The sequence below is a fragment of the Pseudomonas sp. A-B-19 genome, from assembly GCF_019947515.1.
Lineage (GTDB): Bacteria > Pseudomonadota > Gammaproteobacteria > Pseudomonadales > Pseudomonadaceae > Aquipseudomonas.
In genome coordinates this window covers 21,906-46,720 of record NZ_JAGYGN010000037.1, presented here as the reverse complement: position 1 = coordinate 46,720, position 24,815 = coordinate 21,906, and the positions used below count along the sequence as shown (strand labels likewise).

The window sequence follows — 24,815 nt, the reverse complement described above, 5'->3', positions numbered from 1 at the left end:
ACGTCGGTGGTCTGGCAGAAAAACCCGGATGTGATTGAGTCACCGAAATGAAAAGCGCAGTAAAGCCAGGGAATGCACTGAATCCGGCTATAAGCCCTTCAACACCCCCGCCGCAATTCTGTCTTTTTCTTTCAATAAAGCGACACTTGCAGGTTTTGTCCCCCGGCGCCGCCTTCCCAGGCCGACAATCGGCGCTCTACACTGTACCGGTACAGTTGTCGGGGGGCATTTCCGGGGGATGTCGTGGATATCTGACCCGGTTCTGCTGCCATCGGCGCCAGGACTATAAAAACTACAACAGTAAGAGTGGAGCACTATGACTAAGGCTACTAAGCAGATTTCCAAACTGTTTGCCGCTATGGTTCTGGCCGGGGTTGCCAGCCATTCGTTCGCAGCTGATACCATCAAGATCGGCATCGCCGGCCCTAAAACCGGCCCGGTCACTCAATACGGCGACATGCAGTTCATCGGCGCCAAGATGGCCATCGAGCAGATCAACGCCAAGGGCGGCGTCGACGGCAAGATGCTCGAAGCCAAGGAATACGACGACGCGTGCGACCCTAAACAAGCCGTGGCCGTCGCCAACAAAGTGGTCAACGATGGTGTGAAATTCGTTGTCGGTCACCTCTGCTCCAGCTCCACTCAACCGGCTTCGGACATCTACGAAGACGAAGGCGTGATCATGATCACCCCGGCTGCCACCAGCCCGGACATCACCGCACGTGGCTACAAAATGGTGTTCCGCACCATCGGCCTGGACAGTGCCCAGGGCCCTGCAGCCGGTAACTACATCGCCAACCACGTAAAACCGAAAATCGTTGCTGTGCTGCACGACAAACAGCAATACGGTGAAGGCATCGCCACTTCCGTGAAGAAAACCCTCGAAGGCAAAGGCGTCAAGGTTGCCGTGTTCGAAGGCCTGAACGCCGGTGACAAGGACTTCTCCTCGATCATCCAGAAGCTCAAGCAAGCCAACGTCGACTTCGTCTACTACGGCGGCTACCACCCGGAATTGGGCCTGATCCTTCGCCAGTCCCAGGAAAAGGGCCTGAAAGCCAAGTTCATGGGACCTGAAGGCGTCGGCAACGACTCCATCTCGCAAATTGCCCAGAACGCATCCGAAGGCCTGTTGGTGACCCTGCCGAAGTCTTTCGACCAGGACCCGGCCAACAAGGCGCTGGTCGAGGCGTTTGCCACCAAGAAACAGGACCCGAGCGGCCCGTTCGTGTTCCCGGCCTACTCGGCCGTCGAAGTGATCGCCGAAGGCATCAAGGCAGCGAAGAGCGAAGACCCCGCCAAAGTGGCTGAAGCCATTCACAAAGGCACCTTCAAGACCCCGACCGGCGACCTGTCGTTCGACGACAAGGGCGACCTGAAGGACTTCAAGTTCGTGGTCTACGAGTGGCATTTCGGTAAACCAAAGACCGAAGTTTCGCCTCAGTAAGCTGGCTCCATAAGTAATAGAGCCCACTGCGCAAGCCGTGGGCTTTGTTTTACGAGGTTAATAGGCCAGAGTCCCGCGATCCGGGAGCTGACTTACCTGAAAATCTTAAAACCGTCACCAGCGGTTCGCTGGCAAACGCTCGTGCGAAGGTGGCTACAGACCACACAGCCCGGGCCGGAACATGACTCCACCAGTGAAATGCGTATCAGGTTTTTAGGAGCGTTGTAATGCCTGAGATCTATCACTTCTTCCAACAGCTGGTTAATGGTCTGACCATTGGCAGCACCTATGCCCTGATTGCCATTGGCTACACAATGGTTTACGGCATCATTGGAATGATTAACTTCGCCCATGGCGAGGTCTACATGATCGGTTCCTACGTGGCCTTCATCGTCCTTGCCGGACTGGCCATGCTGGGTATCCATTCTCTGCCGCTGTTGATGACCGCCGCATTCCTGGCGACCATCGTTGTAACCAGTGCCTACGGCTACAGCATCGAACGGATCGCCTACCGCCCCCTGCGGGGCAGTAACCGCCTGATCCCGCTGATCTCGGCCATCGGCATGTCGATCTTCCTGCAAAACTCCGTACTGCTCTCGCAGGACTCCAAGGACAAATCGATCCCCAACCTGATTCCGGGCAGCTTCAGTTTCGGTCCGGGCGGCGCACAGGAAGTGCTGATTTCCTACATGCAGATCCTGGTGTTCGTGGTGACCCTGGTGGTGATGCTCTGCCTCACCCAGTTCATCTCGCGCTCACGCCTGGGACGTGCCTGCCGGGCCTGTGCCGAAGACATCAAGATGGCCAACCTGCTGGGCATCAACACCAACAACATCATCGCCCTGACCTTCGTCATTGGTGCCGCCCTGGCGGCCGTGGCAGCTGTATTGCTCAGCATGCAGTATGGCGTGATCAACCCGAACGCCGGATTCCTGGTGGGCCTCAAGGCCTTTACCGCGGCGGTACTGGGTGGCATCGGCAGCATTCCGGGGGCCATGCTCGGTGGTCTGGTGCTGGGGGTGGCCGAAGCATTCGGCGCCGATATATTCGGTGACCAGTACAAGGACGTAGTGGCTTTCGGCCTTCTGGTTCTGGTGTTGTTATTCCGGCCAACCGGCCTGTTGGGGCGTCCGGAGATTGAGAAAGTATGACTAGGAATCTTAAACAAGCGCTGTTCAGCGCCCTGCTGGTCTGGGCCGTGGCCTATCCGGTACTCGGCCTGAAACTGTCCATCGCCGGCATCAACCTCGAAGTACTGGGTGCCAGTACCTCAACGCTGTTCATCATCACCGCCAGCTCGGTGCTGATGTTCCTGCGGGTGCTGTTCGACAAGCAGTGGAACACCCTGATGAAGTCAGCGCCGAAAGGCGCGCTGATTTCGCCGAAGGTCAGCCACTTCATGACCCTGCCCAGCACCCAACGCTGGGTCATCATGGGGTTGATCGTGCTCGCGCTGGTGTGGCCGTTTTTCGGCTCGCGCGGTGCGGTGGATATCGCCACGCTGATTCTGATCTATGTGCTGCTCGGTCTGGGCCTGAACATCGTGGTCGGTCTGGCGGGGTTGCTCGACCTGGGCTACGTCGGTTTCTACGCGGTGGGTGCCTACAGCTATGCGCTGCTGTCGCACTACTACGGCCTGAGCTTCTGGATCTGCCTGCCCATCGCCGGACTGATGGCTGCGACGTTCGGCTTCCTGCTGGGCTTCCCGGTACTGCGTCTGCGCGGTGACTATCTGGCGATCGTGACCCTGGGCTTCGGTGAGATCATCCGTCTGTTCCTGCGTAACCTGACGGACCTCACAGGCGGACCGAACGGCATCAGCAACATCCCCAAACCGTCGCTGTTCGGCCTGAGCTTCGATAGAACGGCCGCCGAAGGCATGCAGACCTTCCACGAGTACTTCGGCCTGACTTACAACCCGGTCAGCAAGGTGGTATTCCTCTACCTGGTGGCGCTGTTGCTGGCGCTGTTCGCGCTGTTCGTGATCAACCGTCTGCTGCGCATGCCGATCGGCCGTGCCTGGGAAGCCTTGCGTGAAGACGAAATCGCCTGCCGTGCCCTGGGCCTGAACCCGACCGTAATCAAGCTGTCGGCCTTCACCCTGGGCGCCTGCTTCGCCGGATTTGCCGGTAGCTTCTTCGCCGCGCGTCAGGGTCTGGTGACGCCGGAGTCGTTTACCTTCATCGAATCGGCCACCATCCTGGCCATCGTGGTGCTGGGCGGCATGGGCTCGCAATTGGGCGTGGTCCTCGCGGCCATCGTAATGATTCTGTTGCCCGAGCTGATGCGTGACTTCAGCGAATACCGCATGTTGATGTTCGGTGCCCTGATGGTGCTGATGATGATCTGGCGTCCTCAAGGTCTGCTGCCCATGCAACGTCCTCACATGGAGCTGCGTAAATGAGCCGCGAGATCCTTAAAGTAGAAAATCTGAGCATGCGCTTTGGCGGCTTGCTGGCGGTCAACGGCGTGGCCTTGAGCGTGAAGGAAAAACAGGTCGTGGCACTGATCGGCCCCAACGGCGCCGGCAAGACCACCGTGTTCAACTGCCTGACCGGTTTCTACAAGCCGAGCGGCGGCAGCATCCTGCTGGACGGCGAGGCCATCGAGGGCCTGCCCGGCCACAAGATCGCCCTCAAGGGCGTGGTGCGTACGTTCCAGAACGTGCGGCTGTTCAAGGACATGACCGCGGTCGAGAACCTCTTGATCGCCCAGCACCGTCACTTGAATACCAACTTCCTGTCCGGCCTGTTCAAGACCCCGTCATTTCGCAGAAGCGAACGCGAGGCCATGGAGTACGCCGAGTACTGGCTGGAAAAGGTTCACCTCAAGGAGTTCGCCAACCGTCCGGCCGGCACCCTGGCCTACGGTCAGCAACGTCGCCTGGAAATCGCCCGCTGCATGATGACCCGCCCGAGGATCCTCATGCTCGACGAACCGGCCGCCGGCCTGAACCCGAAGGAAACCGAAGACCTCAAGGCGCTGATCGGTGTGCTGCGTGAAGAGCACAACGTCACCGTGCTGCTGATCGAACACGACATGAAACTGGTCATGAGCATTTCCGACCACATCGTCGTGATCAACCAGGGCACCCCCCTGGCCAACGGTACGCCGGAACAGATCCGCGACAATCCTGAAGTGATCAAAGCCTACCTGGGGGAAGCGTAAATGCTGCAGTTCGAAAACGTTTCCACCTTCTACGGCAAGATCCAGGCCCTGCACAGCGTCAACGTCGAAGTCCGTCAGGGCGAGATCGTGACCCTGATCGGCGCCAACGGTGCCGGCAAGTCGACCCTGCTGATGACGCTCTGCGGTTCGCCACAGGCCCACAGCGGCAGCATCCGCTACATGGGTGAGGAACTGATCGGCCAGGACTCCTCGCAGATCATGCGCAAGAGCATTGCCGTGGTGCCGGAAGGTCGTCGGGTGTTTTCCCGCCTGACCGTGGAAGAAAACCTCTCCATGGGTGGTTTCTTCACCGATAAGGGCGATTATCAGGAACAGATGGACAAGGTTCTCGGACTTTTCCCACGCCTGAAGGAACGCTTTGCCCAACGCGGTGGCACCATGTCCGGCGGTGAACAGCAAATGCTCGCCATCGGCCGTGCGCTGATGAGCAAGCCCAAGCTGTTGCTGCTCGACGAGCCGTCACTGGGCCTGGCACCGATCATCATCCAGCAGATCTTCGACATCATCGAACAGCTGCGCAAGGACGGTGTGACCGTGTTCCTGGTCGAACAGAACGCCAACCAGGCGCTGAAAATCGCTGACCGTGCCTACGTGCTGGAAAACGGCCGGGTCGTGATGCAAGGCACCGGTGAAGCATTGCTGACCGACCCGAAAGTGCGCGAAGCGTACCTCGGCGGCTAAGCCATTGTGGTAAACAGAAAACGGCCTTCGGGCCGTTTTTTTATGCCCACCACAATCTCAACAACAATGAAATTCCCTGTGGGAACGAGCTTGCTCGCGATGGCGGCTTCACCTTCAACATAGATGTTGGCTGACCTACCGCTATCGCGAGCAAGCTCGCTCCCACAGGGTCTAGTGTCAGATGCCTTTGTCACAACCGGTCCAGCGCCTCCCCACTGCGCTTGAACCACCCGATCAGATAGTCCGCCAGCACCTGCGTGCGCTTGGGCAATCCGCCCTGATACGGATGCACCAGATACATCGGCATGCTGCGGGTCTGATAATCGCGCAGCAGCCATCGCAAACGCCCTTCGGCCAGCTCTGTTGGCAAACAGTAGGATGGCAGGCGCGCAATACCGGCACCGACCAGTGCGGCTTTCTTCAACAGGTTGTAGTGGTTGCTGGCGAACGGCCCCGACACGCGCACCCGCAACAATTCATGCTGCTGGTGATACAGCCATTCTTCGCGGCCGCTGTAATGGCTGTTGAGCAGGCAACGATGCTCGGCTAGCGCCTGGGGTGTTTGCGGCTCACCGTATTGCTCCAGATAAGCCGGGCTGGCACAGGTCAGTTCTTGCCACGCCAGCAGCGGACGCGCCACCAGTCGCTGGTCAATCGCCACGTCAGAACGAATCGCCAGATCGAAGCCGTCGCGTGACAGATCGCGATAGCTGTTGTTGAGTTCCAGTTCGATCTGCACCTGGGGATACTTGGCGGAGAACTCCAGCAACACGCCATCGAAGAAGGTTTCCCCGAGTGATACCGGAACTGTCATCCGTACCGGGCCGGCCATGTCGTCCTTCAGCCGCGCCAGCGCCTGACGCGCCCGCTCGACTTGCACCACCAGCGCCTGAGCCTGTGGTAACAACGCAGCGCCGGCTGCCGTCAGGCTCAAACGGCGAGTGGTGCGTTGCAACAGCACCACGCAAAACTGCGCCTCCAACTGGCTGATGCGCTTGGACAGCTGGCCTTTGCTGCAACCGAGCTGCTGCGCCGCCAGGGTGAAACTTCCCGCTTCGATCAATACGGCGAACGCGGCCAGGTCATCCATCTCGCTCATGGATTGTTTCCATTTGAAAACCAAAGGTTGCCTATTAGTGCGCTTATCCGCAGAAAAAACCACCCTAAACTGATGCCTTGTTCAACCCACACGAGGATCAACCCCCATGAAAATTCTTTTGATCGGCGCAAACGGCACCATCGGATCAGCTATCGACACAGAACTGTCGCAACGCCACGAAATCATCCGCATAGGTCGCACCAGCGGCGACTTCCAGGTGGACATCAGTGACAGCGCCTCGATTCGTAAACTGTTCGCGCAGACCGGCAAATTCGATGCACTGGTGTGTGCCGCCGGCAACGTGACCTTCGCACCGCTCAGCGAAATGACTGAAGAGAGCTTTGCCTTGGGCCTGAAAGACAAGCTCATGGGCCAGGTCAATTTGCTGCTGATCGGCCGAGAGTTCGCCAACGACGGCGCTTCGTTCACCTTCACCACCGGCGTACTCAGCCATGATCCGATCTACAGCGGCGCATCGGCAGCACTGGTCAACGGTGCACTGGACAGTTTCGTTCGTGCCGCCGCCATCGAACTGCCCCGCGGCTTGCGTGTGAATTCGATCAGCCCGAATGTCCTGCTCGAAGCCATGGGCAAATACGCGCCGTACTTCCGTGGCTTCAAGCCGGTTCCTGCAGCGGATGTGGCTTTGGCCTACGCCAAAAGCGTGGAAGGCCTGCAAACAGGTCAGACCTTTCACATAGGCTGAGCCGGTTCAAGCTCAATCAACCAACGTGGGCAAGAGGTCTTTGGCGATGGCTTTCGGGATGGACACTCTGAACTGCGATCCCAGGACCGATTGCACTGTCGTCTCAGAAACCTTCCAACCATTGATCGATAGCGTCAATTTCCGGCCTATCGACTCGCGGCTAATGCGCTGCATACGCTCAGTTGCTTCAGGACTGAGCGTGACATTCATTTCAAACACCGAATGAAGTCTGTCGTTGTCCTTCAATAGCAAATCCATTCGGGTGAAGTCGGTTGCCGAAGACAAATTGATCTCGGCAGCCTGACTGCCCGTGGCCCCCGTCATCACAATCAAAAACAACCAGTTCTTCCAACCCATTGCGTTCTTCATATCCGCCCCCTGCAAAAGCGCGGCAGCTTACCTTTGGCGTCCTGAAACTCGGCATCGGAATAATTCAGAAGATGTTGCAGGAAATCACCCTCTACTTTGCCAGAGAGCAACTCCAGCCTTGTGATGAACGGTCAGCCTGAGTAACGTGGCGGCACTTGTCAGGAGACCCCAAGATGCGTGTTGCCCGTTCCTTAGTCCTCGTTGCCCTGCTTCCGCTGTTCGCCGCTTGCCAGTTGTTCGAGGGGGAGCGGCAGAGTGTTTCCCATGCCGGCCAGACACGTATGCAAGGCCAGTTGACCGCGGCGGACGGCAAACTGCTGTTCCAGCCGTGCAACCAGGCAAAGCGCTACGTGGTCAACGACACGGGGGGTACCAGCGTCCTGCAGCAGGCCGCAAACCTGGCGGACAAGCAGGGCAAACTGTTTGCCGACGTGCGTGGGCGGGTTGTGGCCGGCAGCGGTGGCGACGGCCAGCTCGATCTGGAGCAGTTGTACCGCGTCGAGCGCTCGGGCACCGCGTGCGAAGATCCGAATTTCAAGCTGCTGATCCTGCGCGCCGCCGGCCATACGCCGGAGTGGAACGTGAAAGTCAGTGGCAAAGGCATGGTCATTGACCGCGCCGGCCAGCCTCCCCTCGCCGTGCCCTACGTGGAAGAGCAACTGGGCGATGGCCGTTTCAATCTCAGCACCGAAGCCAACAACCAGCACATCGAACTGTGGGTTGCGCCGCAACGTTGCGTCGACAGCAGCACTGGCAGCATCCAGCACATGAGTGCCGAGCTGCGCGTCGACGGCCAGGTCCAGCGTGGATGCGGGTATTTCGGCGGTTCGCGCGACGACTGATTCGACGAGAGGCGGTTTATGCCTCACTGGACGCAGTCTTTCGGGCTTATAATCGCCGGTTTCAAACGCCCTGGCGCAGTTGTGCGCCCCGCGAACCGGATCCCGCCATGTTACGAATCACCGAACTCAAGTTGCCGATCGACCATCCCGATGAAGACCTGCGCCCTGCCATCGTGCAGCGCTTGGGGCTTGCCAGCGATGACCTGCTCGATTTCACCTTGTTCAAGCGCAGCTACGATGCGCGTAAAAAGTCCTCCGAGCTGTGCTTCATCTACACCATCGACCTTGAAGTTCGCGACGAGGCGGCGGTGCTGCACAAGTTTGCCGATGACCGTAACGTCAACGTGGCACCGGATGTCAGCTACAAAGCGGTAGGCCGGGCACCGGGCGACCTGAGCGCACGTCCGATCGTCGTCGGCTTCGGTCCATGCGGGATTTTCGCCGGCCTGTTGCTGGCGCAAATGGGCTTCAAACCGATCATCCTCGAACGCGGCACCGAAGTCCGCCAGCGCACCAAGGATACCTGGGGCCTGTGGCGCAAAAGCGTGCTCAACCCCGAGTCCAACGTGCAGTTCGGCGAAGGCGGCGCGGGGACATTTTCCGACGGCAAGCTCTACAGCCAGATCAAGGACCCGAAATTCCTCGGTCGCAAAGTCCTGCACGAATTCGTCAAGGCCGGCGCGCCGGAAGAAATCCTCTATGTCAGCAAACCGCACATCGGTACGTTCCGTCTGACCGGCGTCGTGGAAAACATGCGTGAGCAGATTCGCGCCCTCGGCGGCGAAGTGCGCTTCCAGCAGCGGGTCACCGACGTATTGATCGAAGACGGCCAACTGGTCGGTGTCGAACTCAATGGTGGCGAGCAGATACATTCCAGGCACGTGATCCTCGCCCTCGGCCACAGTGCCCGCGACACCTTCCGCATGCTCCACGGCCGTGGCGTGTTCATGGAAGCCAAGCCGTTCTCGGTGGGTTTTCGCATCGAGCACCCGCAATCGCTGATCGACCGTGCGCGCCTGGGCAAATATGCCGGCCACCCGAAACTGGGCGCCGCCGACTACAAACTGGTGCACCACGCCAAGAACGGCCGTTCGGTCTACAGCTTCTGCATGTGCCCGGGCGGTACGGTGGTGGCGGCGACTTCCGAGCCGAACCGCGTGGTCACCAATGGCATGAGCCAGTACTCGCGTAACGAGCGCAATGCCAACTCCGGGATCGTCGTCGGCATTACCCCGGAAGTCGACTATCCGGGCGGCCCGCTGGCCGGTATCGAGTTGCAGGAACGCCTGGAATCCCACGCCTTTGTGCTCGGCGGCAGCAACTACGAAGCCCCGGCGCAACTGGTCGGCGATTTTATCGCAGGAAAACCATCCACCGAACTGGGCAGCGTCGAACCGTCCTACAAGCCGGGCGTTGCCCTGGGTGATCTGGCGTTGGCACTGCCGGCGTTCGCCATCGAAGCGATTCGCGAAGCCTTGCCGGCGTTCGAAAAGCAGATTCGTGGTTACTCGCTGCACGATGCGGTGTTGACCGGCATCGAGACCCGTACCTCCTCACCGCTGCGCATTACCCGCAACGAGTCGTTGCAGAGCCTGAATGTGAAAGGCCTGTTCCCGGCCGGTGAGGGTGCCGGTTATGCGGGCGGGATTCTGTCAGCGGGTGTTGACGGGATTCGCATTGCCGAGGCTGTGGCTCGGGATATCCTCGGTCTCGAGGCCTGACACCGACTCTCTCAAACAACACAAAACCCTGTAGGAGCTGGCTTGCCAGCGAAGACGGTTTCACATTCGAATTGAATGTTGGCTGATCCACCGCCTTCGCGAGCAAGCTCGCTCCTACAGGTAATGGGGGTCAGATGTTGGCGCGCAGCACGCTCGCCGGCAATGGCTCACCCCGCTCCACCGTCGCCCTCACCGCATCGATCAAGCCACTCAACTCATACCCCTGAGCCTTGAGCCAGTCCTGATCGTAATAGGTCGTGGCGTAGCGCTCGCCACTGTCGCACAGAATCGCCACCATCGACCCCGTCTCCCCCTGCGCCTTCATGTGCTGGGCGGCCATCAGTGCGCCGATCAGGTTGGTCCCGCTCGACCCGCCCACATGGCGTCCCAAACGCTGCGCCAGGTAGTGCATGGCCGCCAGTGACAAGGCATCCGGCACCTTGACCATGGCGTCGATCACCTTAGGCAAAAACGACGCCTCCACACGCGGCCGACCGATACCTTCGATCCGCGAGCCGTGGTCCAGTCGCAGGCTGGCATCACCGGTCTGGTAGTAATCGAAGAACACCGAACGCTCGGCATCGGCACACAGCACGCGGGTGCAATGCTGGCGATAACGCACGTATCGGCCCAGGGTGGCCGTGGTACCCCCGGTACCGGGGCTGGAAATCAGCCAGCTCGGCTCGGGATGCTGCTCGAAACGCATCTGCTGAAAGATCGACTCGGCAATGTTGTTGTTCGCCCGCCAGTCGGTGGCGCGCTCGGCGTAGGTGAACTGGTCAATGAAGTGCCCGTCGTGCTCGCGGGCCAGGCGCTCGGACTCTGCATAGATCCGGGTCGGATCGTCCACCAGGTGGCTTTGGCCGCCATAGAAGGCGATTTGCGCGATCTTTTCTTTCGAGGTAGTCGCCGGCATCACCGCAATGAACGGCAGGCCCAGCATGCGCGCGAAGTACGCTTCGGAAATCGCCGTGGAACCGCTGGAAGCCTCAATGACCGGCGCCCCTGGCTTGAGCCAGCCATTACACAGCGCGTACAGGAACAGCGAACGGGCCAGTCGGTGCTTGAGACTGCCCGTGGGGTGGCTGGATTCATCCTTGAAGTACAACTCGATGCCTGGAAAACCCGGCAGCGGCAAGGGGATCAGGTGGGTGTCGGCGCTGCGCTGGAAATCGGCTTCGATGATCCGGATCGCTTCGCGGGACCACTGTCGGTTGTCGCTCATGATGGATTTCTCGTTGAATCGGGCAGGAGTCGGCCATTTTTCAAGGCTCATCCAACAAGCTTAGGAAAAAACCTACATCCAGCACAGGTACAGCTGAGGTCCAATACGCCCGACAACTGCTAGGCTCAGCTCGGTACTGATGGCTCACTCTGTAACGACATATAATAAAAAAGAATATAACTTTTGTTTTAACAACTAACAGTACTTGTTAGGGTGTAACACCTTTTGAATTCACGGATGGAGAGCGACCTTGCCTCTGCGTAGCACTTTCACGCGTTTCTTTCAGTTGGAAGCTGCCAGCGGTCTGTTACTGATCGCCGCTGCCGTTCTGGCTCTGATCATCAACAACTCGCCGTTGGCGTGGCTGTACAACGGCCTGCTGGACACCCCTGTGGTGGCGCAGATCGGCGCGCTGAAAATCGCCAAGCCGGCGTTGCTCTGGATCAACGACGGCTTGATGGCGCTGTTCTTCCTGCTGATCGGCCTGGAAGTGAAGCGCGAAGTCCTCGACGGCCAGTTGTCCAAACCGTCGCAAATCGTCCTGCCTGGCGCGGCGGCGATTGGCGGCATGGTGGTGCCGGCGCTGATCTACTGGTACCTCAATCGCGACACGCCACCGGCCCTCAACGGCTGGGCAATCCCGACCGCTACCGACATCGCCTTTGCCCTTGGCGTGCTGGCGTTGCTGGGCAAACGGGTTCCGGTCTCGCTGAAACTGTTCCTGATGACCCTGGCGATCATCGACGACCTCGGCGCGATCATCATCATTGCGATCTTCTATTCCGGCGCGCTGTCGACCCTGTCTCTGGCGCTGGCCGCGGCCTGCATTGCGGCGCTGATCGGAATGAACCGGCTCGGCGTGGTCAAGCTCGGGCCCTACATGATCATTGGCTTGATTCTCTGGGTCTGCGTGCTCAAGAGCGGTGTCCACGCCACGCTGGCCGGTGTGACCCTGGCTTTCTGCATTCCGCTGCGCACGAAAAATGCCGAGCCCTCGCCATTGCTGACCCTGGAACACGCCCTTCACCCGTGGGTCGCCTATGGCATTCTGCCGCTGTTCGCGTTTGCCAATGCCGGCCTGTCCCTGAGCGGTGTCACCGTCGAAAGCTTCACTCACCACGTGCCCATGGGCATCGCCATCGGGCTGTTACTGGGCAAGACCGTCGGCGTCTTCGGCCTGACCTGGCTGGCCGTGAAAACCGGTATCGCCGCCCTGCCCCAAGGCGCCAATTGGGGCCAGATACTGGGCGTGGCGATTCTCTGCGGCATTGGTTTCACGATGAGCCTGTTTGTTGGCTCGCTGGCCTTTGAACCGGGCGTGAGTGATTTCGCCGGGATGGACCGCATGGGGATCCTGACCGGTTCGATTCTGGCCGCGCTGATCGGTTATGGGGTGACGGCGATGGCGAGCCGCAAGAGTTCCGGCCTGGCATCCTGATAAACTGATAACGCCTGGCGCCAATCAAGACTCGCCTCGGCCAAAAACAAAAAACCCGATCAGTCACCTGATCGGGTTTTTTGTTTATCCGGCGTTTGCGCTTAGTGCGAAACGCGGCTGGTGCCACCCACACTGGCGATACGCACACGCTCACCAACACGGAACACTTCGTTTGGCTGAACTTCCTGCACATAGGCACGCATGCTGCCATCGTCTTCACGCACGGTGATTTCCACGCCCTGGGTGCGGGTCAAGCCTTCTTCAGCGGCCGAACCGAGCAGACCGCCGGCTACAGCACCGACGACCGCAGCAACGACGCTGCCTTTGCCACCACCGATGGAGCTGCCACCAACGCCGCCGACCACTGCGCCTGCAGCGCCGCCGATAGGGGTTTTGGTGCCTTCGATTTTCACCGGACGCAATGCTTCGATGGTACCCATGCGAACGGTCTGCACGCGACGCGCTTCGTCACGGGAGTAGGAGTCACCGGTCAGGCTCGATTGGCAACCAGTGAGCAACATCGCCATCGTGGAAAAGGAAGCAACCAGTAGTACAGACTTACGCATAGCATCAACTCCAAAGAACCGGATATTCATTAGACTCCGCAGCTTGACGCCTGTCACGGCATCGCCCGGATAAAATTGGTTTGATTCAGGCTCCGTTAAGGCGCCTCCACGAACTCACACAGTAGCGGCAAAAACGGAAAACTACCCCCACTGGCCAAGGATTTTCATGGACTACTTTATCATTTTCGTTACTACCGTCGCTGGACTGTATTTCCACTGGTGGCTGTACGTACGGATCAAACGCTGGATGGACCGCGACCTGGCACTAGCGCTGGCGGGCAAGGATGAGCAGAAAAAAGCCTTCATGCTCGAACGGTTGGCGAGTGCTCAGGCGCAGAGGATCAAGCGTCGAGACCTGCCGAAGTGGCTGGAGGCCGCTGCGGCAGACTATCCCGGTGGGTAACTGTTCTGCTCAGGGGGCCAGACGTTCAAGAATCCAGTCGGCGCCCTGCAGGCGGTAATTGAGGCGGTCGTGCAGGCGGCTTGGGCGGCCCTGCCAGAATTCGATGCGTTCCGGCAGCAAGCGATAACCACCCCAGTGGTCCGGGCAATGCGGCTGGGTGTCGCTGAAACGTTGCTCGGTGTCCTTGAGCAGCGCTTCGAGTTCGCCACGACCGGCGATCACGCGGCTCTGCGGCGATGCCCAGGCCCCCAGGCGACTGCCCAGTGGACGGACCTGATAATAGGCATCGGACTCTTCAGGCGTGACCTTCACCACCCGTCCTTCGATGCGCACCTGGCGCTCCAGCGCCGGCCAGAAAAACGTCATGGCCGCGAACGGATTCGTGGCCAGGTGTTGGCCCTTGGCGCTTTCATAGTTGGTAAAAAAGGTGAAGCCCTGCTCGTCCAGCCCCTTGAGCAACAGAATGCGACAGTGCGGTCGACCGTCCTGGTCAACGGTGGCCAGGGTCATGGCATTGGCTTCCACCGGTGCCTGTTCGGTTTTCACCGCGTCGGCGAACCACTGGTGGAACAGCGCAAACGGCTCGGCCGGGGCTTGCGCCTCGGTCAGGCCATCACGGGTGTAGTCACGACGCATATCAGCCAGGCCCTGGGTCATGGCGCATTCCTTTTGGTTAACCTATCACTGCTTTGCAGTATCGGTGGTGGCGACTTTCTTGTCAGCCGTCGAGGCTTTGGCTGGCGTGGTCTTTTTTGCCGGCGTTGCGGTTTTCGCAGGTGTTTTCTTGGCCGACGCTTTTTTCGCCGGGGCTTTTTTCGTCGTTGGAACAGCAGCCTTTTTAGTCGCTGGGGCCGGTGTCACAGGCTTGGCGACCGGTTTGACGTCAGCGGCAGCGACCATGGTCACCGGGGCTGGCGCCGGCATGTTGTACTTGCTCAGCAGTGCGACCATGGTGTTTTGCGGGGTCACCAGCAGTTCCACGCGGCGGTTCAACGCACGCCCTTGCACGCTGTCGTTGGCGGCACGCGGTGCATCACCACCCAAGCCACGCAGCATCAAACGATCACGCTGCAAACCACTGAGACGGAAAATCGCCGCAACAGACTGGGCTCGCTCCTGGCTCAGTTTGACGTTGGCCGGTGCAGCGCCGGACGTATCGCTGTGGCCGAGGATCAAGACAGCGGTCTTTGGATCGGCTTCAAGCATTTTCGCAACCCGGGTAAACGGACCGAGTGTGACTGGCAGCAGCATGGCCGGACGATCAGGGTTGAATGAGCCTTCGACCGGTACAGTCACCACCAGCACGTTTTCGCGACGCTCGAGTTGCATGTTGCTGCCCTTGACCGCCTCGCGCAGACGCGGTTCGTAGTCGTCAAGCCAGGCCTGGGTGACTTTCGGGTCTGGCATCGGCACAGCCTTGGCGGCACTCTTCTCGCTGCCGCCGAACGGCCAGTACCACTTGCTGCCGCTATCGGTTTCGGCCTTGGTCACCGCAACCGGTTTGACTTCAGGTTTCACTTCCGGCTTGACCGCGGGTTTACCAGCGCTGTCGTCGGAACCGAACGGCCAGTACCAGTGGCTGCTGGCAACGGGGGCCGCCGCGTCTTTCTGCGGAGTCTGTGCGCAACCGGTAATAGCGAAGCACAGAGCCAAGGCGAGGGTCTTATTGGATGACATTGGATATCCACAAAAATGAAGTCAAAAAAATCAGGCCACATCGGCCCGTATAAACAGACGCTTTGAAACTGGAAAAGCAATCGGGTTCCAGCACTGGAACCCGATGAGCGCTTTTACAGACAAGTGGCCAGAACCCGCACCAGCTTTTGCGCGCGCGGATCCATCAAGACGTACGGCCCCAGGGTATTTGTCACAAATCCGAAGGCCACATCGTGCTCCGGGTCAGCAAAGCCAACGGAACCGCCGGCGCCGGGATGACCAAACGCCCGCGGACCGAGGCCGAAGGTGGCATTGGCAACGTTCGGTTGATCGAGCATGCAACCCAGACCGAAACGGGTCCGGGTGAGTAAAGTCTTGTCCTCGCCGAGACTGTGCTCGCGGGTCAGTTCATCGAGCATTTCGCTTTCCAGCAGGCTGCCGTCCAGCAAGCCTGAGTAGAACCCGGCCAGGCTGCGGGCATTGCCATGGCCATTGGCGGCCGGCTGCTGCATGCGTCGCCACTCGGGTTTGTTGGTGCTGGTCATGATCGACGGCGGGTTGGTGAAAGCCCTGGTCGTCATGGCAGTTGGCTCACGCATGGTCACTTGCAGCAGGCGCTGGGCGGCGGCATCGCCGACATTTCCCTTGCCCCGCGCAATGTGGGCCACGCGATAGAACTCTTCGTCGGCCAGCCCCACATGAAAGTCCAGGCCCAACGGTTTGGCGACCCGCGCGACGATGGATTCCCCCGGTCCACGACCGTCGGCACGGCGCAGCAACTCGCCGACCAGCCAGCCATAGGTGATCGCCGCGTAACCGTGACCCTCGCCCGGCGTCCACCACGGCGCTTCGGCGGCCAGGGCGTCGACCATGGTTTGCCAGCCGTAAAGGGCTTCGGGGGCCAGTAACTCGCGTAATGCCGGCAGACCGGCCTGATGGCAAAGCAGTTGACGCAGGGTGACGGACTCTTTGCCGGCAGCGCCAAATTCGGGCCAGTAGCGCGCAACCGGGGCATCCAGTTGCAGCTTGCCTTCGGCCACCAATTGCAGCGCAGTGACTGCGGTAAAGGTCTTGGTGCAGGAGAACAGGTTGGCGATGGTGTCGCTGTGCCAAGCCTCGGCCCCATCCTTGTCCGCAGTGCCGGCCCACAGATCGAGGACGGTTTCGCCACCAATCCGAACGCACAACGCTGCGCCACGCTCCTGGGGATCGTCGAACAGCGCCGCGAACGCCTCTCGCACAGCTTCGAATTTAAGCTCGTAATGACCCTGAATCTGCACCCGTAACTCCCCGGATTAACGCTCTACAAAGTGGCGGGCATTGTTCCAGCCCTTGAGGGTTTTGGGAACAGGGTTGGGCTGGATGGTCAGTCGTAAATGGAATGGATTAAAAATCTACCGTGACCTCAGGGGCGCCTTCGCTGGCAAGCCAGCTCCTACAAGAGCGGTGGTGATCTGTAGGAGCTGGCTTGCCAGCGAAGAACGATGACGCGGTAGTCTTAGTGACCTTTACCGGAATGCCCACCCGCGCCCTTCCCCGGCCCCTTGCCGGCCTCGGCCTTGCGGCCACCTTCGGCGTCATGACTGGCTTTGTCGGCGGCAGCCGCAGCCTTCTCCGCCTCCTTGCCCAATTGCTCGACCATCGCCAGGTTGCTCTTGCGCACGCTGTCGACAAAGCCCTGGAACGGCAGATCAGTAATGCCCACCAACCCGAAGTGACCGTTTTCACCGTCAAGCAGACGCCCGGTGACCGGTTGATCGAGGTACTCAAACCAATGCACGCCAACAATCGACGGCTCGCTCAAGGCCTGCTTGAGGAAGTTGGCATACGCCGCACCGCGGTCCTCCTCCTTCGCCAACGGCGTGACGCCACCCCAGAACGGGCCACGATCGGTCGAGCCGAAATTGAACTCGGTGATCAGCACGGGTTTGTCGAGACTGCGCAGATTGGCGAAGTCGTACCCATCCTGAGGTTGCAAGGTATACATGTTGAAACTCAACACGTCGCAATACTGGGCGCAGGACTCCACGGCCTCCGGCGTGCTGATGGCGAAACGGCCGCCGAGCAGCAGCTGGTTCGGTGCGTGCCACTTGAGTGAATCGGAGAGGGTCTTGAAATAGGTATCGGCAAAGACCTTCTGGAAGTATTTGAAGTCAGCCTCGATTTCCGGGTGTTCGGCGCTTGGCAATGGCGGTACGAACCCCGGATCTTCCATCAACTCCCAGGCCGGCAGATCAATGCCCCAGGCTTTCGACAGGCCAGCCTGATTGCGGTACTTGTCGCGCAGTTGCTTGAGGAACGCGCGCTTGGCCGGCACGTCAGTAGTCATTTTCAAGGTGCCGTAGGCCAGGGCATAACGGGCTTTCGGGTCATCCCCTGGACCGGCCCAGGCCAGCTCGTTGTCGGCGTAGTAACCGATCAGCCACGGATCGTCACGATGGTCGCGAGCGGCAATCGCCACGGCACGTTCGGTGGCCATGGCGAAACGCGGGTCGAACGGGTCGGGCATGCCGCCCCACCAGTCGGGGCCGGTGCTGATGCTGGCGTAGTCGCCGACGATCGACAGCGGCAAGGTGTACGGCACGCGATCAGCGTTACCCAGCACCGGCGCACTCCAGTTGCCAATGGTGTTGAAGCCCCAGGCCTGCAAGCGATCCAGGGTGTGACTGGCCCAGCGTTGCTCGTCGAACAGCGCTTTGCACGGTTCGACAGATTTCGGCTCTGGCGCTTTCGCTACCGCCGCTTCGGGCTTGGCCGCTTCGGTGACGCCGGTCTTGGTTTCGCTGCCCAACGCGCAAGGATCACCATACAGACGCTGCAGGTTGGCAGCGTAGAAGTCGTACCAGCGACCGGCATTGTAGCCGCGTCCTTGATCGGCTCCGTTGCCGCCACGGTTGTCGCCTTCGCCATAGTGGCTGGCCAGCGCCTCGTCGGCCTTGGGCAGGGATTCGAACATCCACTCGCGACCGGCAACATAGGTCTGGTTGACATCCGGGGCCACGGTATTGACCCCGAGGGAATAGAACGGGTGGCCCTCAGGCGTCACCAGATACCAGCGACCGTCATGCTTCTCTGTGCGGAAAAAACCGCTGGCCTTGAAGGACGGGCCTTTGGTCAAACCACCGAATTTGTCCAGGGAGGACTTTTCGCGCTCGGCCAGCCAGGTTTTCAGTTGCTGCCGCTCCTTGCCGGCAGCGCCCTTGAGTTGTTCGTCGCTGCTGATTTTTTCCGGCCATTTAGCCCGGGTCGACTGGCCGTATGCATCCACCAGTCCGCCATACACGGCTTGGGTGATCGAATCGCCGTCCTGCACACCAAAGCGTTCCAGCAGGATGCTTTGCGCGACCTTCGGCTGGTCCATCGACAAGCTCACCGACACCACCTGGCTGCGATCCAGGTCACCGGCGCTACTGACCAGCAACACACGCTGACCTTCGACGGTCATTGGCATCGGCGGGCCAGCCTTCATGCCCTCGCTCAGTGGTGATGTCGCTTGCAAAGGCACCAACAAGGTTTGCGCAGGCCCCGCTGGCAGGTCGACGCGACTGACCAGTGTCTTGCCGTCGTTGCTCTGGATGGTTACATACAGGGTCAGGGCCCAGTTCATCGCGTTCTGGATCCGCAGGCTCATGACGCCCGACTGCGACCAGTCCCAGACGCCGGTTTGCGGGGTCAGACGCAAAGTCGGCCGGGTGACCGGGTTGAACGTCACCCGGCGCAGCACTTCGCCCTCGGGGGTTTGCTCGGCGTTGGATTGCGGCAGGCTGGCGTCCTGTGTCACCACCTGGACCACGTCGGCGGGGCGCACAAAGTTGAACAGCGTCTGCGGGCTGGCGGGAGCGGCCAGCAGAGGTGTTGCGAACAGCAGGGCAAAAACAGCAGGCAACGAACGGCAAATCATGAGAACGAAAATCTCCCTAACGACCTTCAATGGGCCAGTGGAAAAGCGATGGCAGAGAGATAGACAACGCGGTGGGCAAAACTGCCCACCGGTGTTTCAGGAAATTTCCCGACGGAACGGCGGCAACGCATTGAGGATGGCTTTGCCATAGCGCTGGGTCACCAGGCGCCGATCGAGCAAGGTGATGGTGCCGCGGTCTTCTTCGGTGCGCAGCAAGCGACCGCAGGCCTGGACCAGCTTCAGCGAGGCGTCCGGCACGGAGATTTCCATGAACGGATTGCCACCCCGGGCTTCGATCCATTCTGACAAGGCTGCTTCGACGGGATCATCGGGTACCGAGAATGGAATCTTGGCAATCACCACGTGCTCGCAATAGGCACCGGGCAAGTCGACCCCTTCGGCGAAGCTCGCCAGGCCGAACAGCACGCTGGAATCGCCACCATCGACTCGTGCCTTGTGCTTGTTGAGGGTTTCCTGCTTCGACAGGTTGCCCTGGATGAACACTTGCTTGCGCCAGTCGCGGTCCAGGCCGTCGAACACGTCCTGCATCTGTTTACGCGAGGAAAACAGCACCAGCGTGCCCCGCGAGCCTTCGACCAATTCAGGCAGATCCCGAATGATCGCGGCGGTATGCGCTGCAGCATCACGTGGGTCGGCGTTCAGGTTCGGCACCCGCAACACACCGGCGTCGGCATGATGGAACGGGCTTGGCACCACCGCCGTCACGGCTTTTTTCGGCAGGCCGGCGCGCATGCGGAAGCGGTCGAAGGTGCCGAGTGCGGTCAAGGTCGCCGAGGTCACCAGACAGCCATACGCGACATTCCACAAATTGCGCCGGAGCATTTCCGCCGCGAGGATGGGACTTGCGTTGACCTCGATGTCGAACAGCGAGCCGCTTTCGGCCAGGGTCAGCCAGCGGGCCATGGGCGGGTTGTCTTCCGGGTCTTCGACGGTAAAGGCGGTCCACAGCTCCCAGTTGCCGGAAGAACGCGACAACAGGCTGCCGAACAGCGGATACCACTCCTCGGCCTGATTGCTGGCGATGCCAATGTTGACCTCGCCGTCCATGCCTTCCTTGAGCAGGTCGGTCAGGCGGGTGAACAGGTCCGTCAGCCGCGCGAAGCCTTTCTTCAGTTCAATGCCCATCTCGCGCATGTGCTCGGGAATCACACCGCCGACGAATCGGTGACGCGGGCGCTCGCGGCCTTCGACGTCTTCACCGGGTTTGAAATCGGCAATCTGCTCGCAGGCGGTGAACATGAACTGCTGCTGGGTCTTGATCTCCCGCGCCAGCTCCGGCACCTGTTCGATCAACTTGCCCAGGTCGCCCGGCAACGGGTGCTGGGCCAGCAGTTTGGTGAGGTTCTTGGCGGTGGTTTCCAGCCAGTCGGCGGTGGAGCGCAGGCGCGTGTAATGAGCGAAGTGGCCGATGGCCTTGTCCGGCAGGTGATGGCCTTCGTCGAACACGTAGATGGTGTCACGCGGGTCCGGCAACACGGCGCCGCCACCCAGGGCCAGGTCGGCCAGTACCATGTCGTGGTTGGTGACGATCACGTCAACCTTGCCCATGCCTTCGCGGGCCTTGTAGAACGCGCACTGGCCGAAGTTCGGGCAATGACGGTTGGTGCACTGGCTGTGGTCGGTGGTCAAGCGCGCCCAGTCGGCGTCTTCCAGGGCGGTTGACCAACTGTCGCGGTCGCCGTCCCATTTATTGCCGGCGAGCTTCTCGATCATGCTGGTGAACAGCTTCTGGCTGGCCTCGTCGACCTCGATCTTGAAACCTTCTTCTTCGAACAACTGCGCCGTGGCGGTCTGCGCGTGGCCTTCCTGAAGCAACATGTCGAGCTTGGACAGGCACATGTAGCGCCCGCGCCCCTTGGCCAGGGCGAAGCTGAAGTTCAGCCCGCTGTTGCGCATCAGGTCGGGCAAGTCCTTGTAGACGATCTGCTCTTGCAGGGCCACGGTGGCCGTGGCGATCACCAGGCGCTTGCCGGCGGCCTTCGCCGTGGGAATCGCCGCCAGGCTGTAGGCTACGGTCTTGCCGGTACCCGTGCCGGCTTCCACCGCGACAATCGCGGGGTCGCCACTGCGCCGGCCTTCGTCGTCGGTGTCGATGTCACCCAGAACCTTGGCGACTTCGGCAATCATCAGGCGTTGGCCGTAACGCGGCTTGAGGCTCTTGGCTTCGAGAAAACGCGAGTAGGCGCCCTGGATCGTGGTTTTGAGTTCAGTGCTGATCATGGATTGTCGGGCGCAAAAACGCTGGATAAATTTTCAGTGGTTCGGTTTGGCCGCTATCATACCCCGCTAATGAATACCGCGCAGAACGGAGTAACCCAATGACACCTTTTAGCCTCATTTATAGCCTGCATGTACTGGCAGCCCTGGTCTGGGTCGGCGGCATGTTTTTCGCCTGGATGGTCCTGCGCCCCGCGGCGATCACGGCACTGGAGGGCCCTGCCCGGCTGAAGCTGTGGGTAGAAGTGTTTCAAGGTTTTTTCCGCTGGGTCTGGGTGGCGGTGGTGCTGTTGCCGGTCAGCGGCGTGGGCATGCTGAATCTGCACTTCACCGGTTTTGAAAACGCGCCGCGCTATGTACAGGTGATGATGGGCTTGTATGTGGTGATGACCGCGCTGTTTATCCGCATTCAGGCGCTGATGCTGCCGGAACTGCGCACCGCCGTGGCCGGGCAGGATTGGCCAGCCGGGGCCGCGATACTGGGACGGATTCGCCGGTTGGTGGGGATCAATCTGCTGGTGGGGTTGGCGGTGGTGGCGATAGCGGCGGTTCGGCCGACGCTTTAAAAGCTTCGCGGGCAAGTCGGAGCGCCGCACCGACTTGCCCGCGAAGACAATCGACTAGACGACACACATTTCGGCGATTGCTTACAACCGCTGCACCGTCACCGAACCCGCCGCGCCTTCCGGCCCAGGCTGACCATCAGTCCCAGGTTTACCGCTCTTGCCGCCATCGGCCTTGTAAATCAGGCAACCCTTGGCCTTGCCGCCCGCGCCCGGCTTGCCGCCAGGACCGGCCAGGCCACCGACACCGCCGGCCACCTGCACCTTGATCCGGTCTGCCGGGTAGTCGTGCGGCACTGCCAGTTTAACCAGAGCCCCCGGTGCCCCCGGCTGACCATTGCTGCCATCACTGCCATCGGCACCGCGACCAGCCTGCCCCCAGGTGCAGCCCGGTTCCTGGCCATTGGCCCCATCGAGACCAATGAACCCTGGTGCGCCCGCACCACCACGAGCATCAACGATCAACTGCGGAGCGTTGAGTGCCTTGATCTGCAAATCAAGGTTGCGTCCGGATCGGGCGGCCTTCTGATAGGTCCCGGGTGCGCCACGGGCGGTGATCTGACTGCCTTCGGACAGATCAGCGCGACGAACCTTCAGTGCCAGCGCCTGTTCCCCCGGCACGATGGCAATGCGCGCTTCACGCCCCAGATGCAATTCACCCACGATGACTTCGGTGACGTTCGAGGGGATCAGCAAGGTGCCGTAATCGGCCACTTCCAGGCGTTCCAGCTGCAGGGTGCTGGCGGTGTTGGGCAAGCGCATCAGCGAGTTGGGTTCGACACTGACCACCTGTGCGCTGGCCAATGGGCTGATGAGTGCGGCGAGCAGACAGAGTTTACGCATGGGAAGCCTTCGAAGCGGTGGGGGCTGGAATGGTTTGCAGATGGAATACGCCGAAAATGACGATCTTCAGACGGTCAAGCCAGGGATGGGCGCGACCCCGGAGGCTGCGATAGCACAGCAACGCTTCCAGAAGATGGATGAACCCCAACAGGCCGCCAGCCAGGTTGACCAACGGATGCAGCGGAAAGACGAACGGTGTGAGCAGATTGACCAGCACTACCGACCAGAACAGCAAGGTCAGTAACCGCCCCAGTCCCCATAAGACTTTCATACGCGCCCCCGATGAGAATTATTGTTTGCGCGCACAGTAACGGCTTCCACGCGGGATAAGCCAGAGGGCAACGGAAAAATCTTCATGCAGGCCGCCGAACGGCCGTCGCACCGCTCACAAATGTCGCCCGACGGCTCTATCTCTTGGCTCAGCGGTTTATATGCAGATCCACGCGACGGTTTTTCGCACGGCCTTCTTCTGTTTCGTTGTCGGCAATCGGCTGGCTCGCGCCCTTGCCTTCGCTGGTGACCTTGTTCGGCGCCACACCCTGGCTCAGCAAGTATTCCGCCACGCTGCTGGCACGTCGCTCCGACAAGGTCTGGTTATAGGCATCCGAACCGACGCTGTCGGTATGGCCGACCACTTTGATGCTGACCACATCGGCATCCTCGAACTTGCTCATCAACGCGTCCAGTTGACTCTTCGCCGTCGGGGTCAGGTCGGATTGGTTGAAAGCAAACAGCACATCATCGCTCAGGGTGATGACTTCCGATTGCGCAGGCTCGGCCTGGACGCGGTCCGGGTACTGCGGCACCGGACAACCGCGATGGTCGACCGGGGTATTGGCGGGGGTGTCAGGGCAACGGTCGCGTCGGTCGAAAACGCCGTCGCCGTCTTCGTCGCCATCCTGGGCATAACAGATCAGGCCGCCGGACAAGATACCCAGCGCCGCCCCACCCCCGGCCCAGGCGCCGCTCTCGATTGCGCCCAGACCACCTCCGACCAGGCCGCCGATCAGGCTGCAAACTGGCCAGGTGCGTTGATTGAGGGGGGCAGTGCCATCGCTGTGGGTGGCGCAACCGGTCAAGAGGCTGCCAAGTAGCAGAACCGGCAAGACGGTCCTTGTGAGAACGATCATGTTGAAAGCTCCTGTGTCACCGGCCAATACCGGCTACACAGGAGTAAAGACCCGCATCCACGACTGCACAAGGCGCGGACGCGGGGGGCTTAACGCTGGATTTTGATTTCGGTACGACGGTTCTGTGCGCGGCCGTCAGCGGTCTTGTTGTCCGCCACTGGCTGGCTTTCACCGGCACCGACAACCGACACGAAGTTGCTGCGAGGCACGCCTTGCCCGATGAGGTATTCAACCACCGAGTGGGCGCGTTTATCCGACAGTTTCTGGTTATAGGCGTCACTGCCCACGCTGTCGGTATGGCCGGTTACGGTCAGTTGAGCAGTAGGGGCCTCGGCTTTCAGGCGAGTGGCAATCTTGTCGAGTACCTGTTTATCGGACGAGGTAAGCGTGGCCTTATTAAACTGGAAGTGAACATCGCGGATGACGATAGTTTCTTCCTGGACTACAGCCACTTCTTCGACCATGGGTGCAGGTGCAGGTGGTGGGCAACCGTTGGCATCGACCTTGACGCCTTTTGGCGTGCCTGGGCACTTGTCGCGACTATCTGGCACACCATCGCCGTCTTCGTCGCCATCACCATGAACCCAGCAATAAGCCGCCGCCGTACCGCCGACGAGCAGAGCACCATACCCTGCCCATGCCGAGCTTTCGGTCGCACCGAGGCCCGCACCCACGACACCACCGACCGCCGCACAGGTCGGCCAGTCGGTTTTCTGCAAACCTGCGCAACCAGTCAAGACACTGGTTAGCAGAACCAAGGGTAATGCTGTCCGTACTATGCTCATCTAGTTTTCTCCTGAG

At 60.4% G+C, this 24,815-nt stretch carries 24 protein-coding genes; 11 read left to right on the top strand and 13 right to left on the bottom strand.

What is annotated here, in order from left to right; genetic code table 11:
• The first annotated feature begins 316 nt into the window (after nt 1-316).
• From KGA81_RS27475 to KGA81_RS27455, 5 genes are all read left to right on the top strand, one after another.
• The gene (locus tag KGA81_RS27475; protein ID WP_223550344.1) at nt 317-1,444 is read left to right on the top strand and encodes a branched-chain amino acid ABC transporter substrate-binding protein; all 1,128 of its coding nucleotides are present in this window, start codon (nt 317-319) and stop codon (nt 1,442-1,444) included.
• A 227-nt stretch (nt 1,445-1,671) separates the two neighbouring features.
• Nucleotides 1,672-2,595, top strand: coding sequence for a high-affinity branched-chain amino acid ABC transporter permease LivH (gene livH, locus KGA81_RS27470; protein WP_046043982.1), 924 nt, complete (start codon nt 1,672-1,674; stop codon nt 2,593-2,595).
• Entirely contained in the window at nt 2,592-3,848 is a 1,257-nt protein-coding gene (locus KGA81_RS27465; protein ID WP_223550342.1) for a high-affinity branched-chain amino acid ABC transporter permease LivM, read from the top strand. Before livH ends, KGA81_RS27465 begins: the two co-directional genes overlap by 4 nt.
• Nucleotides 3,845-4,612 carry a high-affinity branched-chain amino acid ABC transporter ATP-binding protein LivG gene (gene livG / locus KGA81_RS27460; RefSeq protein WP_223550340.1) on the top strand — a complete coding sequence of 256 codons (768 nt, stop codon included), beginning with the start codon at nt 3,845-3,847 and terminating at the stop codon, nt 4,610-4,612. Before KGA81_RS27465 ends, livG begins: the two co-directional genes overlap by 4 nt.
• Entirely contained in the window at nt 4,613-5,314 is a 702-nt protein-coding gene (locus KGA81_RS27455; RefSeq protein WP_223550338.1) for an ABC transporter ATP-binding protein, read from the top strand.
• Between the two features lie 190 nt (nt 5,315-5,504).
• Here KGA81_RS27455 and KGA81_RS27450 read toward each other — a convergent pair whose 3' ends face one another.
• A complete protein-coding gene (locus KGA81_RS27450) occupies nt 5,505-6,413 on the bottom strand; it encodes a LysR family transcriptional regulator (RefSeq protein ID WP_223550335.1) in 909 nt (302 codons plus the stop codon).
• Between the two features lie 106 nt (nt 6,414-6,519).
• On the opposite strand from KGA81_RS27450, the gene KGA81_RS27445 reads away from it, so the two are divergent.
• Nucleotides 6,520-7,119, top strand: coding sequence for a short chain dehydrogenase (locus tag KGA81_RS27445; protein WP_223550333.1), 600 nt, complete (start codon nt 6,520-6,522; stop codon nt 7,117-7,119).
• Nucleotides 7,120-7,131: 12 nt separating this feature from the next.
• Here the strand turns inward: KGA81_RS27445 and KGA81_RS27440 are convergent, their stop codons facing one another.
• Nucleotides 7,132-7,488, bottom strand: a complete 357-nt coding sequence (locus KGA81_RS27440; protein ID WP_223550331.1) for a hypothetical protein — start codon at nt 7,486-7,488, stop codon at nt 7,132-7,134.
• A gap of 173 nt (nt 7,489-7,661) precedes the next feature.
• Here KGA81_RS27440 and KGA81_RS27435 point away from each other — a divergent pair, with 173 nt between their 5' ends.
• Nucleotides 7,662-8,330, top strand: coding sequence for a COG3650 family protein (locus tag KGA81_RS27435; protein WP_223550329.1), 669 nt, complete (start codon nt 7,662-7,664; stop codon nt 8,328-8,330).
• A 107-nt stretch (nt 8,331-8,437) separates the two neighbouring features.
• A complete protein-coding gene (locus tag KGA81_RS27430; RefSeq protein WP_223550327.1) occupies nt 8,438-10,051 on the top strand; it encodes an NAD(P)/FAD-dependent oxidoreductase in 1,614 nt (537 codons plus the stop codon).
• A 130-nt stretch (nt 10,052-10,181) separates the two neighbouring features.
• Here KGA81_RS27430 and KGA81_RS27425 read toward each other — a convergent pair whose 3' ends face one another.
• Complete coding sequence (locus KGA81_RS27425) at nt 10,182-11,279, bottom strand: PLP-dependent cysteine synthase family protein (RefSeq protein ID WP_223550363.1); 1,098 nt, start codon at nt 11,277-11,279, stop codon at nt 10,182-10,184.
• A gap of 247 nt (nt 11,280-11,526) precedes the next feature.
• On the opposite strand from KGA81_RS27425, the gene nhaA reads away from it, so the two are divergent.
• The gene (gene nhaA, locus KGA81_RS27420; RefSeq protein WP_223550324.1) at nt 11,527-12,714 is read left to right on the top strand and encodes a Na+/H+ antiporter NhaA; all 1,188 of its coding nucleotides are present in this window, start codon (nt 11,527-11,529) and stop codon (nt 12,712-12,714) included.
• A 101-nt stretch (nt 12,715-12,815) separates the two neighbouring features.
• Here nhaA and KGA81_RS27415 read toward each other — a convergent pair whose 3' ends face one another.
• Nucleotides 12,816-13,280: a glycine zipper 2TM domain-containing protein gene (locus tag KGA81_RS27415; protein WP_223463193.1), complete on the bottom strand. Its 465-nt coding sequence runs from the start codon at nt 13,278-13,280 to the stop codon at nt 12,816-12,818.
• A gap of 166 nt (nt 13,281-13,446) precedes the next feature.
• Between KGA81_RS27415 and KGA81_RS27410 the strand changes: the two genes are divergently transcribed.
• A complete protein-coding gene (locus tag KGA81_RS27410; protein ID WP_223550321.1) occupies nt 13,447-13,683 on the top strand; it encodes a hypothetical protein in 237 nt (78 codons plus the stop codon).
• A gap of 9 nt (nt 13,684-13,692) precedes the next feature.
• Here the strand turns inward: KGA81_RS27410 and pdxH are convergent, their stop codons facing one another.
• The 5 genes from pdxH to dinG all read right to left on the bottom strand — a co-directional run bounded on the left by pdxH (nt 13,693) and on the right by dinG (nt 21,481).
• Nucleotides 13,693-14,340 (bottom strand): pyridoxamine 5'-phosphate oxidase, encoded by a 648-nt coding sequence (gene pdxH, locus KGA81_RS27405; RefSeq protein ID WP_223550319.1) that lies wholly within the window; start codon nt 14,338-14,340, stop codon nt 13,693-13,695.
• A gap of 24 nt (nt 14,341-14,364) precedes the next feature.
• Nucleotides 14,365-15,360 (bottom strand): OmpA family protein, encoded by a 996-nt coding sequence (locus tag KGA81_RS27400; RefSeq protein WP_223550317.1) that lies wholly within the window; start codon nt 15,358-15,360, stop codon nt 14,365-14,367.
• Nucleotides 15,361-15,473: 113 nt separating this feature from the next.
• Complete coding sequence (locus KGA81_RS27395) at nt 15,474-16,619, bottom strand: serine hydrolase domain-containing protein (RefSeq protein ID WP_223550314.1); 1,146 nt, start codon at nt 16,617-16,619, stop codon at nt 15,474-15,476.
• A gap of 218 nt (nt 16,620-16,837) precedes the next feature.
• The gene (locus KGA81_RS27390; RefSeq protein WP_223550312.1) at nt 16,838-19,240 is read right to left on the bottom strand and encodes a beta-galactosidase; all 2,403 of its coding nucleotides are present in this window, start codon (nt 19,238-19,240) and stop codon (nt 16,838-16,840) included.
• Nucleotides 19,241-19,336: 96 nt separating this feature from the next.
• Entirely contained in the window at nt 19,337-21,481 is a 2,145-nt protein-coding gene (gene dinG / locus KGA81_RS27385; RefSeq protein WP_008016067.1) for an ATP-dependent DNA helicase DinG, read from the bottom strand.
• Between the two features lie 98 nt (nt 21,482-21,579).
• Here dinG and KGA81_RS27380 point away from each other — a divergent pair, with 98 nt between their 5' ends.
• Nucleotides 21,580-22,044 (top strand): CopD family protein, encoded by a 465-nt coding sequence (locus tag KGA81_RS27380; RefSeq protein WP_223550311.1) that lies wholly within the window; start codon nt 21,580-21,582, stop codon nt 22,042-22,044.
• An 81-nt stretch (nt 22,045-22,125) separates the two neighbouring features.
• Here KGA81_RS27380 and KGA81_RS27375 read toward each other — a convergent pair whose 3' ends face one another.
• The 4 genes from KGA81_RS27375 to KGA81_RS27360 form a co-directional block, all read right to left on the bottom strand.
• On the bottom strand, nt 22,126-22,884 hold the full coding sequence (locus KGA81_RS27375) for a collagen-like protein (protein ID WP_223550309.1): 759 nt from the start codon (nt 22,882-22,884) through the stop codon (nt 22,126-22,128).
• The gene (locus KGA81_RS27370; RefSeq protein ID WP_108216718.1) at nt 22,877-23,155 is read right to left on the bottom strand and encodes a DUF1145 domain-containing protein; all 279 of its coding nucleotides are present in this window, start codon (nt 23,153-23,155) and stop codon (nt 22,877-22,879) included. The genes KGA81_RS27375 and KGA81_RS27370 overlap by 8 nt, the downstream gene beginning before the upstream one ends.
• Before the next feature lie 148 nt (nt 23,156-23,303).
• Nucleotides 23,304-24,014 (bottom strand): OmpA family protein, encoded by a 711-nt coding sequence (locus KGA81_RS27365; RefSeq protein ID WP_223550307.1) that lies wholly within the window; start codon nt 24,012-24,014, stop codon nt 23,304-23,306.
• Nucleotides 24,015-24,103: 89 nt separating this feature from the next.
• Nucleotides 24,104-24,799, bottom strand: a complete 696-nt coding sequence (locus KGA81_RS27360; protein WP_223550305.1) for an OmpA family protein — start codon at nt 24,797-24,799, stop codon at nt 24,104-24,106.
• Nucleotides 24,800-24,815: the final 16 nt, after the last annotated feature.